20 protein-coding genes are annotated in these 17,903 nt (G+C 68.2%); 11 read left to right on the top strand and 9 right to left on the bottom strand.

The features are described from left to right. Positions 1 to 27 precede the first annotated feature (27 nt). Positions 28 to 1,515: an exopolysaccharide biosynthesis polyprenyl glycosylphosphotransferase gene (locus tag M6D93_RS07385; protein WP_249773713.1), complete on the bottom strand. Its 1,488-nt coding sequence runs from the start codon at positions 1,513 to 1,515 to the stop codon at positions 28 to 30. Positions 1,516 to 1,704: 189 nt separating this feature from the next. Here M6D93_RS07385 and M6D93_RS07380 point away from each other — a divergent pair, with 189 nt between their 5' ends. The 3 genes from M6D93_RS07380 (at position 1,705) to M6D93_RS07370 (ending at position 3,615) form a co-directional block, all read left to right on the top strand. Continuing rightward, positions 1,705 to 2,280: a histidine phosphatase family protein gene (locus M6D93_RS07380; protein WP_347343569.1), complete on the top strand. Its 576-nt coding sequence runs from the start codon at positions 1,705 to 1,707 to the stop codon at positions 2,278 to 2,280. Between the two features lie 127 nt (positions 2,281 to 2,407). Next, complete coding sequence (locus M6D93_RS07375; RefSeq protein WP_249773711.1) at positions 2,408 to 2,839, top strand: ATP-binding protein; 432 nt, start codon at positions 2,408 to 2,410, stop codon at positions 2,837 to 2,839. Further along, entirely contained in the window at positions 2,839 to 3,615 is a 777-nt protein-coding gene (locus M6D93_RS07370; RefSeq protein WP_249773710.1) for a SigB/SigF/SigG family RNA polymerase sigma factor, read from the top strand. Before M6D93_RS07375 ends, M6D93_RS07370 begins: the two co-directional genes overlap by 1 nt. A gap of 44 nt (positions 3,616 to 3,659) precedes the next feature. On the opposite strand, the gene M6D93_RS07365 is transcribed toward M6D93_RS07370, so the two are convergent. After that, on the bottom strand, positions 3,660 to 4,082 hold the full coding sequence (locus M6D93_RS07365; RefSeq protein ID WP_249773709.1) for a hypothetical protein: 423 nt from the start codon (positions 4,080 to 4,082) through the stop codon (positions 3,660 to 3,662). Between the two features lie 102 nt (positions 4,083 to 4,184). On the opposite strand from M6D93_RS07365, the gene M6D93_RS07360 reads away from it, so the two are divergent. Both M6D93_RS07360 and M6D93_RS07355 read left to right on the top strand, forming a co-directional pair. Beyond that, positions 4,185 to 5,105, top strand: coding sequence for a diacylglycerol/lipid kinase family protein (locus tag M6D93_RS07360; RefSeq protein WP_249773708.1), 921 nt, complete (start codon positions 4,185 to 4,187; stop codon positions 5,103 to 5,105). Positions 5,106 to 5,542: 437 nt separating this feature from the next. Continuing rightward, complete coding sequence (locus M6D93_RS07355) at positions 5,543 to 5,794, top strand: WhiB family transcriptional regulator (RefSeq protein ID WP_022912629.1); 252 nt, start codon at positions 5,543 to 5,545, stop codon at positions 5,792 to 5,794. A 55-nt stretch (positions 5,795 to 5,849) separates the two neighbouring features. Here M6D93_RS07355 and M6D93_RS07350 read toward each other — a convergent pair whose 3' ends face one another. Further along, positions 5,850 to 7,364: a sensor histidine kinase gene (locus M6D93_RS07350; protein ID WP_249773707.1), complete on the bottom strand. Its 1,515-nt coding sequence runs from the start codon at positions 7,362 to 7,364 to the stop codon at positions 5,850 to 5,852. 132 nt (positions 7,365 to 7,496) lie between these two features. Beyond that, entirely contained in the window at positions 7,497 to 8,531 is a 1,035-nt protein-coding gene (locus tag M6D93_RS07345; protein ID WP_347343568.1) for an SIS domain-containing protein, read from the bottom strand. A 236-nt stretch (positions 8,532 to 8,767) separates the two neighbouring features. Here M6D93_RS07345 and M6D93_RS07340 point away from each other — a divergent pair, with 236 nt between their 5' ends. The 3 genes from M6D93_RS07340 to mctP all read left to right on the top strand — a co-directional run bounded on the left by M6D93_RS07340 (position 8,768) and on the right by mctP (position 11,535). After that, a complete protein-coding gene (locus M6D93_RS07340; protein WP_249773705.1) occupies positions 8,768 to 9,484 on the top strand; it encodes a GntR family transcriptional regulator in 717 nt (238 codons plus the stop codon). Positions 9,485 to 9,640: 156 nt separating this feature from the next. Beyond that, a complete protein-coding gene (locus M6D93_RS07335; RefSeq protein ID WP_249773704.1) occupies positions 9,641 to 9,874 on the top strand; it encodes a DUF3311 domain-containing protein in 234 nt (77 codons plus the stop codon). After that, a complete protein-coding gene (gene mctP, locus M6D93_RS07330) occupies positions 9,871 to 11,535 on the top strand; it encodes a monocarboxylate uptake permease MctP (protein ID WP_249773703.1) in 1,665 nt (554 codons plus the stop codon). The genes M6D93_RS07335 and mctP overlap by 4 nt, the downstream gene beginning before the upstream one ends. Positions 11,536 to 11,591: 56 nt before the next feature. Here mctP and rsrA read toward each other — a convergent pair whose 3' ends face one another. The 3 genes from rsrA to M6D93_RS07315 form a co-directional block, all read right to left on the bottom strand. Continuing rightward, complete coding sequence (gene rsrA, locus M6D93_RS07325) at positions 11,592 to 11,876, bottom strand: mycothiol system anti-sigma-R factor (RefSeq protein ID WP_249773702.1); 285 nt, start codon at positions 11,874 to 11,876, stop codon at positions 11,592 to 11,594. Further along, the gene (locus M6D93_RS07320) at positions 11,873 to 12,652 is read right to left on the bottom strand and encodes a sigma-70 family RNA polymerase sigma factor (RefSeq protein ID WP_249773701.1); all 780 of its coding nucleotides are present in this window, start codon (positions 12,650 to 12,652) and stop codon (positions 11,873 to 11,875) included. Before M6D93_RS07320 ends, rsrA begins: the two co-directional genes overlap by 4 nt. A gap of 132 nt (positions 12,653 to 12,784) precedes the next feature. Beyond that, a complete protein-coding gene (locus tag M6D93_RS07315; protein WP_249773700.1) occupies positions 12,785 to 13,348 on the bottom strand; it encodes a hypothetical protein in 564 nt (187 codons plus the stop codon). A gap of 106 nt (positions 13,349 to 13,454) precedes the next feature. Between M6D93_RS07315 and ybaK the strand changes: the two genes are divergently transcribed. After that, positions 13,455 to 13,931, top strand: coding sequence for a Cys-tRNA(Pro) deacylase (gene ybaK / locus M6D93_RS07310; RefSeq protein ID WP_249773699.1), 477 nt, complete (start codon positions 13,455 to 13,457; stop codon positions 13,929 to 13,931). Between the two features lie 94 nt (positions 13,932 to 14,025). On the opposite strand, the gene M6D93_RS07305 is transcribed toward ybaK, so the two are convergent. After that, positions 14,026 to 14,640 carry an alpha/beta hydrolase family protein gene (locus M6D93_RS07305; protein ID WP_249773698.1) on the bottom strand — a complete coding sequence of 205 codons (615 nt, stop codon included), beginning with the start codon at positions 14,638 to 14,640 and terminating at the stop codon, positions 14,026 to 14,028. Beyond that, positions 14,640 to 15,506: an SOS response-associated peptidase gene (locus M6D93_RS07300; protein WP_249773697.1), complete on the bottom strand. Its 867-nt coding sequence runs from the start codon at positions 15,504 to 15,506 to the stop codon at positions 14,640 to 14,642. Before M6D93_RS07300 ends, M6D93_RS07305 begins: the two co-directional genes overlap by 1 nt. Positions 15,507 to 15,530: 24 nt before the next feature. Here M6D93_RS07300 and aroA point away from each other — a divergent pair, with 24 nt between their 5' ends. After that, positions 15,531 to 16,838 carry a 3-phosphoshikimate 1-carboxyvinyltransferase gene (gene aroA, locus M6D93_RS07295; protein WP_347343528.1) on the top strand — a complete coding sequence of 436 codons (1,308 nt, stop codon included), beginning with the start codon at positions 15,531 to 15,533 and terminating at the stop codon, positions 16,836 to 16,838. Positions 16,839 to 16,855: 17 nt separating this feature from the next. Further along, entirely contained in the window at positions 16,856 to 17,863 is a 1,008-nt protein-coding gene (gene rsgA, locus M6D93_RS07290; RefSeq protein WP_347343527.1) for a ribosome small subunit-dependent GTPase A, read from the top strand. The last annotated feature ends 40 nt before the right edge of the window (positions 17,864 to 17,903 follow it).

The following is a 17,903-nucleotide window of genomic DNA, read 5'->3' as shown; positions in this document are numbered from 1 at the left end:
CACCCACGGTCGGTGGCGTACGAACGCTCAGCGGACCGTGTGCCGATCGCCGAGCAACCCCGGCAAGGTCATCGCCATGATGCGCAGGTCGAGCAGGAACGACTGACGCGCGATGTAATCGATGTCCAGAGCCACCCGGCGCTGCACCTCGACCGCGTCGTTCAGCGGACCGCGGGAACCTTTCACCGCCGCCCACCCGGTCATGCCGGGCTTGATCCGGTGCCGGTGGGCGTACTCGGCAACGAGCCGGGCGGACTCGACCTCGCCGGTCTTCATCCCGATAGCGTGCGGACGGGGGCCGACCAGCGACATCTCGCCGCGCAGCACGTTGACCAGTTGGGGCAGTTCGTCCAGGCTCGTTCGGCGCAGCAGCCGGCCGACGCGGGTGACCCGTTCATCGTTGGCGCTCACCTGGCGTTCAGCGCGGGCATCGGTGGTCTCGGTCCGCATCGACCGGAACTTCCAGACGAGAATCTCCTCGTTGTTGAACCCGTGCCGGCGCTGCCGGAAGAACACCGGACCGGGTGAGTCCAGCTTGACGAGCAGCGCGATCATCGCCAGCACCGGGCTGATGAGCACCAGGACGGGCACCGCGATCGCAAGATCCTGGAGACGTTTGGCGAACGACTTGCGATCCAGGCCGACCGATGTGTGCAGTTCGGCCAGCGGCGAGTCCTCGAGTTCGGACAACGCGGCCGAACGGCCGTAGGACTCGTCCAGGGCCAGGAACAGGGTGACCTGGTTCGGCAGCGGCGCCAGCCGTGCCGAGATCTCCCGCACGCGTGAGGTGGCCGACGGCTCCACCGCGATCACGATCCGGTCCACGAACGGCAGGACACGGTGGCTGAGCAAGGCGGACACATCGCCGAGGACCGGCACCCCGTGCACGGCGGCCGGAGATCTTTCCCGCCGATCGTCGAAAACGCCGAGGACGTTGACGTGCCGCCGCTCAAGCGCTTCGGTGATCAGGCGCTCGGCGTGGTCGGTCGCGCCCACGATGACCAGGTTCGGCAGCAGCCAGCCCGCGTCGCGCCAGGTACGGACCCGCAACCACCAACCCACGTGCAGGATCGTGACGGCCAGGCCACTGGCCAGGATCCACCACCAGCACTGGGCCAGCTCCTGCCCGTGGCCGACGACGGCCTCGACCAGCAGGGCGGACCCTCCGGCGATCGCCAGCGCACCGATGAGCACGACGAGATGGACCGTCATCGTCTCGCTGCGGCAGAAGCGGTACAGCGACAATGTTCGAAGGGCGCGTGCCAGGATGAGCACGCCGACCAGCAGCGGCACGATCTGGCGCAGCGGCATGGACAGGACGGCGTCCGGCGAGTGCAAGGCAGCGACCACGACGGTGACGAGGGCCAGAACGGTGAGGTCGACGGTACGGAAGACGTGCGAGCTCAACCGCTTGCTCTGATTGGCCCGAACGCTCACCAGCCGTCGGGGACGCATCGGCCCGCGGCGATAGGCGCGCTGGTCGTCAGCCGTAGCGAGCTCGCCCAAGATCATCATCGCAAAGGTCCAGATCGGTCGGGATCGCGCCCACCTGAGTTTTCGACAGCGCGAGCTTGCCCGGCTAGGTCACAGCCGCCCCGGAACTGTATCCGCACCGGGCGCTGTTAGGGTCCTTTAGTGCCGGATTCCGCAGCAGAAGCCGCAACGTCCCCGACGAATTCCGCGCCCAGCAGCACCGATTCACCGGTGTTGATCCTGGTTCGGCACGGCGAGACCGAGTGGAGCAAGAGCGGCCAGCACACCGGTCGCACCGACATTCCCCTCACCCCGGCCGGGGAGGCACAGGCCCGAGCCGCCGGCTCCGTTCTCCAGCACCTTCTGGACGGCCGTGCCCCCGTCCTGGTCATCTCCTCGCCACGCCGACGGGCGCTACGCACCGCAGAGCTCGCCGGGTTCCCCGCGCAGCGGATCACCGAAGACGTCGCCGAGTGGGACTACGGCGACTTCGAGGGTCTGACCACCCCGCAGATCCAGCACGAGCGGCCCGGTTGGTCGATCTGGCAGGGCCCGGTCCCCGGTGGCGAGGACGCCGCCGCGGTGACGGCTCGACTGGACCGCGTTCTCGCCTCGGTCAGCTCACTGCGCAGCGAGGGACCCGTGGTGGTGTTCTCCCACGGGCACGCCTCGCGGTGTCTGGCGGCACGCTGGCTCGGAGAGCCGGTGACGGATGGTCGGCAATACTGGCTCGGCACCGGCGCGGTGTCCAGCCTGGGCTATGAACACGGACGGCCCGTCATCCTGCACTGGAACATTCCCCGCTGACCGACGCCGCTGACCGACGCCGCTGACCGACGCCGCTGATCGACGCCGCTGACCGCCCTGCCTCCGATCGTCCGCCTCTGATCGCGCGAGCCTTGTACGGTTCGTAGAGGTTGAGAGGGAGGCCGACGTGAGCGAGCCCGAGATCGCGACGCCAGAGGTGGGCGCGTCCGACACCGTCGCCCTGACGGTGCCGGCAGATTCCGCCTACGTATCTGTGCTTCGTACGGTCACCGCCTCGCTGGCGGCCCGGCGAGACTTCACCATCGAGGAGATCGACGATCTCCGGATCGCCGTCGACGAGGCGAGCGCGCTGCTGTTGCCGCACGCCGGGCCGGGTGCCCAGTTGAATGCCGCCTTCACCGGGGGCGCCGACTCGCTGCAGGTCGAGGTGAGCCTGTCGCCGGGGCCGGACGAGGACGTCCCGACCGAGGACGGCGCGATCGACGAGACCAGCTTCGCGTGGATGGTGCTGGCCGCGCTTGCCGACGAGGTGCGCACCGATCGCTCTTCCGAGGCGCTGTCGCTCACCCTGGTCAAGGCCCGCGGCGCTCGCGGCTGATGAGCGAGCGGAGCCGCCCCGACCGGGACCGGACCCGTCAGCTGTTCGCCGATCTGAACAGCCTCGATGAGGCCAGTCCCGAGTACCGAGCCGTTCGCGACGAACTGGTCGCGGCCCACATGCCTCTGGTGCGCTACCTGGCCCGCCGCTTCGCCGGCCGGGGCGAACCGTCCGACGACCTTCTCCAGATCGGCACGATCGGCCTGCTGCAGGCCATCGACCGCTTCGAGCCGGGACGGGGCCTGGAATTCTCGACCTTTGCCACGCCCAACATCGCCGGGGAGATCAAACGGCATTTCCGTGACCGGGGCTGGATGGTCAAGGTCCCGCGTCGGCTGCAGGAACTACAGGCCGAACTGACCACGGGCATCGGCGAGCTGTCCCAACGACTTGGCCGATCCCCCACCGTCGCCGAACTGGCAGCTCACCTGCATGTCTCGCAGGAAGAGGTGATCGAGGCCACCGAGTCCGCGCGGGCCTATTCGGCCGTACCGATCGATGTTCCCAGCGCGGCGACCGGGATGAGCATCGCCGATTCCCTGATGGAGCCGGATACGGCGCTGGGCAAGGTCGAGCTGCGGCACGCGCTGCGGCCGGTACTGGCCGAACTACCCCCGCGGGAGCGTCAGGCGCTGGTCCTGCGCTTCGTGGAGAACCGCACCCAGAGCGAGATCGCCAAGGTACTCGGAGTGTCTCAGGTCCACGTGTCGAGGCTCCTCGCCAAGACTCTGGGCCAGTTGCGCGAAAAGCTTCCGGACGTGCACTGGGACGCCTGAGGGTAGGGACCGGATGCGCTCCGGGTGGCGATAGGCCGGGTGGTTCAGAGTTCGCGGTCCAGCGCTCGGCGACCGGACGGGCTCATCAACAGCCCGATCTCGACAACGGCCGCGAGCAACATCGGCAGGGCGATCCCCAGCCGTCCGGCCTGGAAGCCGAGGTCGAAGGACACGGGAAGCGACAGCAGGTTGAGCAGCAGGACCGGCGTGCGAGCACTCGGGCTGAGCTTGGCGATGCCACGTGCGCCGAAGTACAGCACCGCGGCGCCGAACAGCATGAACGCCAGCACCGTGAACGCGGCCCAGAGCTGTGTACTCGTCCGGGTGAAGATCAACACGAGGTAGAGCGCGGCGCCGGCAACGAGGGCGACCGCCTCGACCATTGCGACCAACACGGCCCAACGCAGGGCCTCGGGCACGCCGGAGCCGGGCCGTTGAACGCCGTGCGGCGGGTCGGTGACGGACACGACGAACACCCTAGGCCACGCCGCACAGGCCGTGTGGACGGCCGTTGCGACTCGTCTGCGACCAGCTGGGTTCAGCTGCTGGACACAGTAGAGTCGGCTCTCGTGCGAGTTCTCGTCATCTCCAATCCACAGGCGACCGCCACCACCGCTCGGCAACGCGATGTGCTCGTGCACGCGCTGTCGGCCGACGCCAAGCTCGAGGTCGAGGAGACCGCCAATCGCGGGCACGCCGCCGCCCTGGCTTGCCGCGCCATGCGCGACGGAGTGGACGTGGTGATTGCCCTGGGCGGCGACGGCACCGTCAACGAGGTTGTCAACGGCCTGCTCACCGACGGCGTGCACGACGGCGTGCCGGCGCTGGGCATCGTCCCGGCCGGTTCGACCAACGTCTTCGCCCGGGCACTCGGCATGCCCAATGATCCGGTCGAGGCCACCAGTGAGCTCATCGCTGCGCTGCAACAGGGCCGCACCCGCACGATCAGCCTCGGCCAGGCCGATGAGCGCTGGTTCGTGTTCGCGGCCGGATTCGGCCTGGACGCGGCCGTGGTCAGCGGAGTCGAGGAACACCGGCGCCGGGGCAAGAAGTCCACCCACGCGCTCTACCTGCGCACCACGATCAAGAGCTTTTTCGCCGAGTCGCGGCATCGGCCCGCGATCCAGTTGGAGCTGCCTGGCGGAGGGCTCGACTCCGGCCTGTACCTGGCCATCGTCACCAACTGCACACCGTGGACCTTCCTCGGCAACCATCCGATGTCGCCGACGCCCCGCGCGTCCTTCGATGCCGGGCTCGACGTCTACGCACGTACCCGGATGGGACTGCCGAGCATCGCCTTCGGAGCGACCCGGATGGCGCGCGGCACCACGAAGGAACGTGAGTTCGGCGCTCGAACGTGGCATGACCTGGACGGCTTCATCCTCAGAGCGTCCCGCCCGATGCCGTTTCAGGTCGACGGCGACGCCCTGGGCGAGCGCGAGGTCGTGCACCTGCGGGGCGTTCGCAAAGCCTTGCGCGTCTTCGTCTGATCAGCTCCGATAGCTGGCTCGCTGCCTGGTTGTGAGGCCCGCTCAGCTGTGGGTGGAATGTGCGTTCGGCGAACACCGTGCACAAGGCGTCGACAAAATTCTTCCAGTGCCAAATCGCCCACAAAGGCCCGCTACCGGTTATATTTGGGGTGATTGACCTGTGGATAGGCCAATAATGCTGGGCCGCACGACCGATTTAACGCGATAGGCCTTGCCCCGTAGCGCAGGGTAAGCAAGTCTGTACGCGCGGACAGAGGCGGGTGAGAACGCACCCGGTCGAAGGTGCGTCACACCGGTGTGATCGAACCGTCAAGTAATCCGAAGTCCTTGCCGTCCGCGGCAGCTCGTGAAAGAATTCACAAGCGCTGCGGGTTGCGCAACCACGTTCGGTACGACTTCCACCCGCAGTTCCCAAGCCACGTTAGGAGAACTCCCCCATGGACTGGCGTCACCGCGCGGTATGCCGCGACGAGGACCCGGAACTGTTCTTTCCGATCGGTAACACCGGTCCGGCATTGATGCAGATCGAGGAGGCAAAGGCGGTTTGCCGCCGATGCCCCGTGATGTCCGAGTGCCTCGCGTGGGCACTGGAAAGTGGCCAGGACGCAGGCGTCTGGGGCGGTCTGAGCGAAGACGAGCGACGCGCTCTCAAGCGCCGCAACGCCCGGGCCCGCGCCCGCATGGCCTGATCGCAGCCCGCTGCGATCGACGGTTCCACCAACTCAACACGATTGAATCGCCGGCTCAGGCCAGCGAACCGCGGTCCTTGCGACTGAGCGGAATGCGTACGGTGGCCGAGGTACCTCCTCGGCCATCGTCGCGTCCGGTCAGTTCAAGGACCGCGTCCAGTTCGGCGTCGACCAGCGTGCGCACGATCTGAAGTCCCAGGCGGTCGGTGCTGCCGATCGAGAATCCGTCCGGTAACCCGACGCCGTCGTCGGTGACCGTGACCAGCAGCGTTCCGCGCGAGCGCCGGCCGCTCACCTCCACCGAGCCGGAGCGGTCGCCGGCGAAACCGTGCTCGACGGCGTTGCCGACGAGCTCGGTCAGGACCATGACCAGCGGAGTCGCCAGCTCGGCGGGCAACTCGCCGAAACTGCCGATCCGGCGCACCAGCACCCGTCCGACCGCGCCCGTGACGTCGACCAGCATGTCCAGCAATCGGTCGACCACCTCGTCGAAGTCCACCGCCTCGTCGATCGCCGAGGAAAGGGTCTCGTGCACCAACGCAATCGATGACACCCGGCGCATCGACTCCTCCAGGGCGGTCCGGGCCTCGGGATTGGCCAGTCGGCGCGATTGCAGGCGCAGCAGCGCGGCGACGGTCTGCAGGTTGTTCTTCACCCGGTGATGGATCTCGCGGATCGTCGCGTCCTTGCTCATGATCTGCCGGTCCCGGCGACGTAGTTCGGTCACGTCCTGCAACAACACCAGCGCGCCGAGGGACTGCCCGCGCGGGTGCAGTGGAATCGCGCGGAACTGCACGATCGCGCCGCCTCCGTCGACCTCCCGGCTGAACGGGTGGCCACCCGCCAGCGCCTGGATCAGCATCTCCTCCAGGTCGGCCGCGTCGAACGGGTCGCGCGCCAGCTCCGCGACCGCCGAGGCCAGCGGTGAGCCGAGCAGGTTGCCGGTGAAGCCCAGGCGCCGGAAGGCAGAGGAGGCGTTCGGGCTGGCGTAGAGCACGGCGCCGCGATCATCGACACGCACCATGCCGTCGCCGACCCGTGGACCCGCTGCCTCTTCCCGGTCGGTGGCGGGCCCCGGAAACGCGCCGGCGGCGACCATCGAGGCCAGGTCGGCCGCGCTCTGCAGGTAGGCCAGTTCCAGCTGGCTGGGACTGCGGACACTGGTCAGGTTCGAGTCGCGGCCCAGCACGGCGACGGCCGCACCGTTGAACAGAATCGGGATGGCCTCCCGGCGGATCGGCGTATCGCCTTCCCAGTCCGGGTCCGACTCCCGGAAGATGCGCGACTCGGTCATCGCCACCCGCAGCGCCGAGGCCTTCTGGCCCGACAGCCGCTGGCCGACCCAATCGTGCAGGTAGGCGGTCGGGCCGGTGGTCGGACGGCACTGCGCCGCGCAGAGGAACTCGGTTCCGCCGTCGTCGGCCTGCTCGTTCATCGGAACCCAGAGCAACAGATCGGCGAAGGAGAGGTCCGACAGCAGCTGCCATTCGGCGACCAGTCGCTGCAGGTGCGCAGTCTGCTCGGCGTCGAGCGTCGTGTGGGCGGCCAGAAGATCCGACAGAGCAGACATGGTGCCGCCCAGCGTCCCACAGGCCCGTCAGCGACGTCCCAGCCGGGCTCGTAGACCGCCGGCGGCAGCTGAGCGGCGGCTCACCGCTCGGACACGGTCTTCGGGCCGCCTCGCTCGTCGGCCCGCGTCGCACTACCAGGTCTCGGTGACCTTGCTCAGACCCCGAGGCGCGTCCGGGTCACCGCCACGCTGAAGCGCAAGGTGCAGGGCGAGCTGTTGCAGGGGCAGGATCTCCAGCAGGGGGTGCAGATCCTCGCTGACCCCGGCGGTCTGCACCGGCAGGACGATCGCCGGCTGACCATCCCCGGGCTGTTCGCCCACCACGACCAGGTCGGCTCGACGCTCGCGCATCCGTTCGATCACCGCAGCCATCGCCGCACCCCCTCGTCCGGGAGTCTTCACCGCGATGACGGGCAGATCCGCGTCGATCATGGCCATCGGTCCGTGCAGCAGGTCGGCTCCGGAAAAAGCCTGTGCGGACAGGTAGGACGTCTCCATGAGCTTCAGGGCCGCCTCCCGTGCGGTTGGGTACGAGTAGCCCCTGGCGGTCGTGACCAGCCGGTCGGCGAAGCGGTACCTGGCCGCCGCGGCGCGCACCGCCGGCTCGCCGGCGAGGGTGAGATCAGCCGCGTCGGCCAAGCCCGCGCGAGCCCGGGTCAGCGCCGTGCGGCCCTCGGCGTCGGGAACAGCGAGAAGCAGGTACAGCGCGAGCAGCTCCGCGGTGTAGGTCTTGGTCGCGGCCACCGCGCGTTCGACACCGGCGCGGACGTCGACGGAGAATTCGGCGGCCTGGCCCAGGGCCGAGCTCGGGTTGTTGGTCACCGCCACCGTGATCGCGCCGCAGGCACGCGCGGTCGTCATGGAGTCCAGCAGATCGGGCGAGCCACCCGACTGGCTGACCGCGACGAACAGCACGTCGCGCAGCTGGGGCCGGCTGCCGTAGACCGTCAACGACGAGGGCGAGGCCAGCCCGGCGGGCAACCCCCGCTGGACCTCGACGAGGTACTTGGCGTAGAGCGCCGCGTGATCGGAGGTGCCCCGCGCGGCCAACAGCACGAACCGGGGGGCGCGAGCCGCGATCGCGGCCGCCACGTCGGCGATCTCGCCCGCTCCGTCATCCAGCAGTCGACGCCACGCCGCAGGTTGCTCGGCAACCTCCGCCGACATCAGGCGTCCGGGCGCGAGCGCCCCAGCCGCATCGGAATGCCCGTACGCCGCGGTCTCGGCGGTTTCGCTCACTGGTAAGCACCTGTCTCGATAGGATCGCCCGCTCAGAGGCCCGCCGGGCTGCCGGACCGATCTCGGCCACACGGACAGTCAACCACACGCGCGACCAATGGTATAGACCAATACCCCGAGGAGGTGCAATGATGGGCGCCCACGACGAAGGAGATACTGATCGGATGGTTGCTGACGCGCCCCGCGAGCCCAAGTATTACCTGGTCAAGCGGCACCTCCTCGATCTGATCGCCGAGCTGGCCCCCGGCAGCCCGGTTCCGACCGAACGCGAGCTGTCCGAACTCGTCACGACCTCTCGCACCACGGTCCGGCAGGCGTTGTCCGAGCTGGTCACGGAGGGGCGTCTGGTGCGCCGGCAGGGCTCGGGCACCTACGTGGCCGAGCCGAAGCTGGCCTGGCCGCTGCAGATGTCCAGCTTCACCCAGCAAGCCGCCTCGTCCGGCCTGAAGGTCGAGACACGGTTGGTCGCGGCCGAGCGCGTGCGGGCCAGCACCGAGATCGCCGAACGCCTCGGGCTCAAGGTAGGCGCACCGGTCCATCGCATCGAGCGCCTGCGCGAGGTCAACGGCTCGCCGATGGCGCTGGAACAGTCGCACCTGTCCGCGAAGCGCTTTCCGGGTCTCGTGCGCGCCCTGCGGCAAACCGGATCGCTTTATCAGGTGCTGTCCACCCAGTACGACGTCTCGATCGCCCACGCGACCCAGACCATCGAAACGGCGCCCGCCGCGGTACGCGAGGCCGAACTGCTCGAGACGGACACGGGATCTCCGATGTTGATCCTGACGCGGCACAGCGTCGCCGCCGACGGTGAGCCGGTCGAGTGGGTCGTCAGCTGGTACCGGGGCGATCGCTATACCTTCGTCGCCTCACTGAACCTCTGAGCCGACGGCCACCCGCCAGCCGCGCTCACCGCACGCCGTTTCCCGCCCGCGCCGCCGCGTTCACGAATGCGGACACAAGCCATAGTGCCGAACAAACATGATCATCACGCGCGTGGGTTTACATTTCGTCCGTTTGGCTAACGAGGAGGCCGCCGCATGTCCGCACGGACACCGCACCGCCTGCCGACCGGAGTCGCCGTCACAGCCGGCGTGCTGTTGGTGATCCCGATCCTGGCGCTGCTCATCGTCCCCATCTACGCCCGCACCGGGCCGACGCTGTGGGGATTCCCCTTCTTCTACTGGTACCAGTTCATGTGGGTGTTCCTGGCCGCGGCCTTCACCTACACCGCGTACGTGATCATCGATCGCGCTCGGCGAGGCCAGAAATGACCTCTGCCGCCGGTACCAAGGTCGATGGGGTGGCCCTGGCCGTCCTGTTGTTCTTCTTCGTCATCGTCACGGCCGGGGGTTTTCTCGCCGCCAAGTGGCGTCGTCCGGAATCCATGCACTCCTTGGACGAATGGGGGTTGGGCGGCCGCGGGTTCGGGACGATCGTCACCTGGTTCCTGCTCGGCGGCGACCTCTACACCGCCTACACGTTCGTTGCCGTCCCTGCGGCGATGTTCGCCACCGGCGCCGTCAGCGGGTTCTTCGCCGTCCCGTACACCATCGTGGTCTATCCGCTCATCTTCGTCTTCATGCCGCGGCTGTGGTCGGTGGCGCATCGGCGCGGCTACGTCACGCCGGCCGATTTCGTCCGCGGACGCTACGACTCCCGCGGCCTCGCACTGGCCGTGGCGGTGACCGGCCTGCTCGCCACGATGCCGTACATCGCTCTGCAGCTCGTGGGCATTCAGGCCGTGCTCGACACTCTGGGCCTCGGCGGGACCGGCAACTGGTTCGTCAAGGACCTGCCGTTGTTCATCGCGTTCGCGGTCCTGGCCGCGTACACCTACTCATCCGGGCTGCGTGCGCCGGCGTTGATCGCCTTCGTGAAGGACACGCTCATCTACCTGGTGATCGTGGTGGCCATCATCTACGTCGGGGTCAAGATCGGCTTCGGCACCATGTTCGACGCGGCCGAGAAGAAGATGACCACGAAGTCGCCCAAGACCGGATTGGCCACCGGAGTGTTCGTCCCCAACTCCAACAATTACTGGGCGTACTCCTCGCTCGCCTTCGGCTCGGCGCTGGCGCTGTTCATGTACCCGCATTCGATGACCGCGGTGCTGTCGGGTAAATCTCGCAACGTCATCCGGCGCAACGCCGCCATCCTGCCGGTGTATTCGTTGATGCTCGGCTTGCTGGCTCTGCTGGGCTTCGCCGCGATCGCGGCCAAGACGAGCGTCGTCGGCGCTGACGGAAAGCCCAATGCTCAGTTGGCCGTTCCGCACTTCTTCGCCGACTCGTTCCCTAGCTGGTTCGCCGGTATCGCCTTTGCGGCCATCGCCATCGGCGCCCTGGTCCCGGCGGCGATCATGTCGATCGCGGCGGCCAACCTCTTCACCCGCAACATCTACCGCGAGTTCCTCAAGCCGGACGCGACCCCGCACCAGGAAGCAGCGGTTTCCAAGGTCGTGTCGCTGGTGGTCAAGTTCGGCGCACTGGTGTTCGTCCTCAGCCTCGACAAGCAGAACGCCATCAACTTCCAGTTGCTCGGCGGAGTCTGGATCTTGCAGACGATCGTGGCGATCGTCGCCGGCCTCTACACGCGCTGGCTGCACCGGTGGGCGCTGTTGGCGGGCTGGGCAGCCGGAATGCTCTACGGGACCCTGGCCGCCTACCACCAGAAGTCCGCCGCGACCGCCCACTTCGGCGGCTCGCTGGCAACGTTCCCGTGGACGCACACCAAGGTCTACATCGGGTTCTCAGCCCTGCTGATCAATGTGGTGGTCGCGGTCGTGCTCACGGTGCTCATGCGGGCGGTGAAGGCCCCGTCCGGCACCGACGCCACCGAACCGGAGGACTACTACAGCGATCCCGAGTCGGAGCAGATCTCGGGCGCTGACGGCGACGCTGTATCCAGCTCCGAGCGGACGCACCCCACCTGAGCAAGCTCGTAAGAACGTCAAACAGTCGATGGCCGGTGCTCAGCCGCGCGGTGCGGTCAGTCGGCCCGGTACTCCACGTGAGTTGTCTCGATGACGACCTGGGTCAACCTGAGCCGGATGCTCGCTTTGAGGCTGTCGGGCGCCACGTCCCCGCCGCAACAGCGCGCCACCAACGACTTCACGTCCTGCTCGAGGCCGAACTGGCGGAGACACGGCGCGCAGTCGTCCAAGTGAGCTCGGATGCGGCCCTGCAGCTCGGGGTCGCTCTCGTCGTCCAGATACAGGTAGACATCGGCGAGCACATCGTCGCAGTCGATCCCACCCGGCCCGAAGCCCATCATGACTTGTCTCCTTCTGACGCGCCGGACTTCACCAGTCCGCGATCCTTGGCGTAGTCGGCCAACAAGACCTGCAGCTGCTTACGCCCACGGTGCAGTCGCGACATCACGGTGCCGATCGGCGTTTCCATGATGTCGGCGATCTCCTTGTACGCAAAGCCCTCGACGTCGGCCAGGTACACGGCCAACCTGAAGTCTTCCGGAAGTGATTGCAGCGCGTCCTTCACGTCGGAATCGGGCAGGTGATCCAGCGCCTCCATCTCGGCCGACTTCAAGCCGGACGAGGTGTGCGAACCCGCGGCCGCGAGCTGCCAGTCCTCGATGTTCTCCGAGCTGGACTTCTGCGGCTCACGCTGCTTCTTGCGATAGGTGTTGATGAAGCTGTTCGTCAGGATGCGGTACAGCCACGCCTTGAGGTTCGTGCCCTCCTGGAACTGGTGGAAGGCGGCGAAGGCCTTGACGAAGGTCTCCTGCACGAGGTCCTCGGCGTCGGCGGGATTCCGCGTCATTCGCATGGCGGCGGCATAAAGCTGGTCGAGGAAGGGCAGCGCGTCACGCTCGAACCGAGCGCGGCGCTCCTCGACGGTCTCTTCGGGCACAGAGCTTCCCTTCTGCTTCCAGGCGCCGACGACATCGACATGTTCGACGTGGCGCTGCTGCGAGCTTACGGGGAGCGTGTGTGGGCGGCCATCGGTCAGCCCAGTGTGACCGTCGGTGAGCATGAACGGCCGGTAACTCACCGGTTCACGTTCGGGCTTCAGCATGGTCGCGACAGTCATCGGGGCAGAACTTTCCAGGCGCGGGGTTATTGACATCGTGGTCATCAACACCACAAATCGAGGTCGCATTCCCCGCTCCGCCGCAGGCCACCGGCCAGGCCACTCAGGCGACGGCGGTGCCAACGGGCACGCTCACACCAGCAGTCGTCCGCCACGCGGCAGGTCGGGCGCCTCGTCGAACTGCTCGAAGCCGCCGTCGCCGCCCGCGCACTGGGGGCACCAGGGCTGCAACCGACGGTGGGTCGCGTGAGAGGAGATCAGGTAAATCATGCTGGCCTGCACGAGCGCCCAGCCATATCGGCCGTCGGGCACGAGCAGCAACGCGTTCGAGCCGAACAGCACGATGAGGTATGCGCCCATCAGCTTGGGCTGGGTAGAGGCGTGGGCCACGGCGAACCTGCGGCGGTACCGCTCGCCCTGCTCGGCGGCGTTCAAGGGAATCGCACTGGCGCAGGACTCGCACAGCCGGCGGTTGTGGGATCGGAAGAGCACGAAGGTGATCAGGACGAAGGCGACCAGCGCCAGCGTTGCGATGAGATCGACCATTGTCGGCGCTGCGGTGCGGAAGCCCAGCGCGATCGTGAGCGCTACGGACAGTTCGAGCAGGCGTGATGAGTGATGCGCCCACTTGTGCACGAGCCACGACAGCCCTGACGGCTGTTCCCAGACATGCGAAAAAGCAAAAGCCTCGGCCATGATTGTCGTTCCCCCGTTGAGCGCCGCTGCATGGGCAACCGGATACACGATTCCGGTGCTTCATCCGAGCATGGACTGCTCTGCGCATCCTGGCAAGATCAACGGCATGAGTAAGGGCACACCGGCCACTTTGGCCTTGCAAAATAAGGGAATTGCTCACTCTCTGCATCCGTATGAGCACGATGCGCGATCGGGGTCGTACGGCGACGAAGCGGCGGCTTTGTTGGGCGTCGACCCGCACCAGATCTTCAAGACTCTCATCGCCTCGGTCGACGGTGCGCTGGTCTGCGCGGTGGTTCCGGTCGCGGGCAAGCTGAGCCTCAAGGCGCTTGCCGCGGCCGTCGAGGGCAAGAAAGCCGAGATGGCCGACCCGGGCAAGGCCCAGCGCGCCACCGGGTACGTCCTCGGCGGGATCAGCCCACTCGGACACCGGACCAAGCTGCGCGTCGTGCTCGATTCCAGCGCCCTGACGTTCTCGACCGTCTTCGTCTCCGCGGGACGGCGGGGCCTGCAGGTCGAGCTGTCCCCCGCCGACCTCGCCCAACTGACCGGCGCCATCATCGCCGACATCGCCACGATCTGAGGGCGGCCGAGCCGAGGGCCGCACCCCGGCCCCACCCCGGCCGCGTCGACGGCCCGTTTCCGGATGGGTGGACTGCCCCGGCTGGGCGTGGCGGTCACGCCGAGAGGTACTCGGCCACCAGCCGACCCACCTCGTCAGCGGCGCGCTTGAGCCCGTGGTCCCCCGAGACGATGCGCACCGTCCGTCCCGCGGCCTGTGGTGGCAGCCCGAACGGGTCCCGGTCGCCCTGAACGACGAGGACCGGCACCGGCACCGCATCGAGTTCGGACAGCCGCGAACGCTCCGGCTTGCCCGGCGGATGAACGGGGAACGCGATCGCCACCACCGAGTGCGGTGAGCCCGGGGCCGCCCCGGTCGCCGCGCACCGGCAGGCCACTCGCGCGCCGGAGGAGCGGCCCCCGAAGCTGAACTCCAGCGCGCTCAGTCCCCGTCGGCGGCCCAGGGCGCGCGCCACCGCGAACCACGCGTCGTCCAGAACGGGCGCGGTCGGCGGCGCTTTCCTGCCCGCGACCCGGTACGGCTGGGTCACTCGGGCGACGCTGATCCCGGCCGCCAGGCAGTGCTCGCGAACCGCGAGCAGGTCGGGCGAGTCGACCGACCCCCCGGCACCGTGGCCGATCAGCAGCAACCGCTGCCCACCGGGGACGCGGTCGAGATCCACCCAGGCGAGCCCGCTGGACGTCTCGATCTCGATCCGGCGGGACGGCATCAGAACAGCTCGAGCGACTGAGCTCGCTCAAGGGATGGGGCTGACTCGAGAGATTGGGCCGGCTCGGCGACGGGCTCGAGCAGTTCCGGACCGTTGTTCTTCACGCTGTTGACCAGATCCGCGACCGGGCGCAGCTCGAGTCCCTCGCCACCGGCTTCGTCCCAGCCCGCGAGCAGGTCGAGCGGACCGTCCGCGGCCGGGTCCAGCCAGCGATCCCAGTCCCGCGGATCGAGCACCAAGGGCATCCGTTCATGAATGCCGGCGAGTTCACCCTGGGAGGCCACCGTGATGATCGTGGCCGACACCAGCCAGTCCCCGGGCTCGGCGTCGGCGCCTGTTCGCGGTCGCCAGAACTCGTACAACCCGGCCAGCGCGATGGATCGGCCGTCCGGTGAGGTCATGTAGTAGGCCTGCTTGGACGGGGCACCGGCACGATCGGTCGTCTTGCGCCATTCGTACCAGCCGTCGGTCGGGATCAGGCAGCGCCGCTTGGCGAACGCGCGGCTGAAGGCCGACTTGGTGGGGACGGTCTCGGCGCGCGCGTTGAACATCCGGTTGCCCGACGAGACGTCCTTGGCCCACGAGGGGACCAAGCCCCAGTGCACCGCCCGCAGTTGCCGGACCGCTGTCCGCGGGGCGACGACTCCGCCGGTCCTGCCCGCGGTCTTGGCATCGGCGATCTCGCCGGCCTGGGAGTCGATCCCGATCGATTGTTCACGCGGGAACCGGGTCACGACGGCGCGAACGGTGGTGGTCGGGGCCACGTTGTAGTCAGGTTCGAACAGCGTGCCGTCGGTCTCGTCGACGGCGTCGAACTCGTCGAGCAGGTCCGAACTGGATTTGCTGGATACGTACCGGCCGCACATAGGAATGGACGCTACCGGCAGACTATGACCATGACACCCTCCGGCGACCTCGGCTGGACTGCTCCCAGCGCGAGCGGCCCCTTGGCGGCAACGGTCGCACTGCCGGGATCGAAGTCATTGACCAATCGGGTGCTGGTGCTCGCTGCCCTCAGCGTGACGCCCACGCTCGTGACCGCCCCGCTGCGCGCCCGGGACACCACGCTCATGTGCGGTGCGTTGCGCAGCCTCGGCGTGCGGATCGACGACGAGGGAGCTGACTGGCGGGTGCACCCCGGCCGGTTCAGCGCCGGTCCGGTCGACTGCGGGCTCGCAGGCACCGTCATGCGATTCGTTCCGCCGCTGGCCGGCTTCGCCGACGGGGACAGCTGCTTCGACGGTGACCCGCACGCCCGCACCCGTCCGATGCGGACCCTGCTCGACGGGTTGCGCCAGGCCGGGCTGTCCATCTCCGACGACGGCACCGGTGGTCTGCCCTTCACCGTCCACGGCAACGGATCGATCGGTGGCGGCCGCGTCGAGCTGGATGCCTCGGCGTCGAGCCAGTTCGTCTCCGCCCTGCTCCTGGCGGGTGCTCGGTTCGACAAAGGGCTCGAGATTCACCACGTCGGGGCGAGCCTGCCCTCGCTGCCCCACATCGAGATGTCGCTGGCGTGCCTCGCCGAGGCCGGTGTCGAGGTCGACGCGAGCCAGCCCAACCGCTGGGTCGTCGTGCCGGGCGCCATCGACCTGCCGGACACCGTCATCGAACCGGATCTGTCCAACGCCGCGCCGTTCCTGGCCGCCGCGCTGGTGTGCGGCGGGTCGGTGACGGTGCCGCACTGGCCCGCGACGACCACCCAGCCCGGTGATCTGCTGCGTGAGCTGTTCACCCACCTGGGCGCCGAGGTGCGGCTCGCGCCGGACGGGCTCACCGTGACCGGTCCCGGTCTGGCCGGGTTACGCCCGCTGGTGGCCGATCTGCACGAGGCCAGCGAGCTGACCCCGGTCATCGCCGCGATCTGCGCCCTGGCCCCGGGCCGCTCGAGGCTGTCCGGAGTGGCCCACATCCGCGGACACGAAACCGATCGGCTTGCGGCGCTGCGTACCGAGCTTGCCGCCGCCGGATCCGACGTCAGCGAAACCGAGGACGGACTCGTCATCGGCCCGGCCCCGTTGCACCCAGCCGTCTTCCGGGCCTACGCCGATCATCGGATGGCCCAGGCCGGCGCGGTGCTCGGCCTGGCCGTCCCCGGCGTCGTCGTCGATGACATCGCCTCGACCACGAAGACCCTCGCCGACTTTCCGGGCTTGTGGCAATCGCTGCTCGCGCAGCGAGAAACCCCCGCAGGATAAGGGGATTCTGCACTCTCATGGCCCGCCGGGACACGCGACGAATGGACGAGGACGATGTGCGCAACCGTCCTTCGGGCCGCAGCAGTCGACCACGGACCAAGCAACGGCCGGCCCATGTGGACGCCGCCGCCGGAATGGTCGTCTCGGTCGATCGCGGACGTTACGGGGTGCTGCTCAACGATCCGCCGCTGCAGCTGATCACCATGCGCGCCCGTGAACTCGGACGTACTGCCATCGCAGTCGGGGACCGGGTGGAGGTGGTCGGCGACCTGACCGGCGCCCCGGACACCCTGTCGCGGATCGTGCGCGTCTCGGAGCGGGAAACCGTGCTGCGGCGGACCGCCGATGACAACGACCCCTACGAGCGGGTCATCGTCGCCAACGCCGACCAACTGCTCATCGTCACGGCGCTGGCCGACCCGCCACCGCGCTACGGCCTGATCGATCGTGCCGTGGTGGCCGCCCTGACCGCCAACATCGAGCCGATCCTGTTGCTGACGAAAAACGATCTGGCTTCGCCGGAGGAGGTGTTGAAGAACTACTCCGCACTCGACGTCCCGACCCTGACCACGAGCAAGGGCGGCGACCTGGGCGAGGTTCGGGCCGTTCTCGACGGCAAGATCACCGTGTTCGTCGGTCACTCCGGGGTAGGCAAGTCCACCCTGGTCAACGCGTTGGTGCCCGGAGCCGGCCGTTCGACCGGCGTGGTCAGCGGAATCGGAAAGGGGCGCCATACCTCTACCTCGGTCGTGGCCCTGCAGCTGCCCGCGCCACTGACCGGCTGGGTCATCGACACCCCCGGGGTGCGCTCCTTCGGACTGGCGCACGTCACCGCGCAGGATGTGTTGTGGGCCTTTCCAGATCTCGAGGACGGCGCTGTGCAGTGTCCCGGATCATGCGAACACCTCACGGCCGCCGACGGGTGCAAGCTCGACGACTGGATCGCCTCGGGCCATTCGACCCCGGCTCGACTGGAGGCCTTTCGCCGGTTGTTGGTCTCCCGAAGCGATCTCGGCGAGCCGTGACCGGCCCGAGGCGACACGGGCGAGCCTGATCGGTCCGACG

Source organism: Jatrophihabitans telluris (assembly GCF_023516435.1).
Taxonomy (GTDB): domain Bacteria; phylum Actinomycetota; class Actinomycetes; order Mycobacteriales; family Jatrophihabitantaceae; genus Jatrophihabitans_A; species Jatrophihabitans_A telluris.
This window is presented reverse-complemented; position numbering and strand designations above follow the sequence as displayed.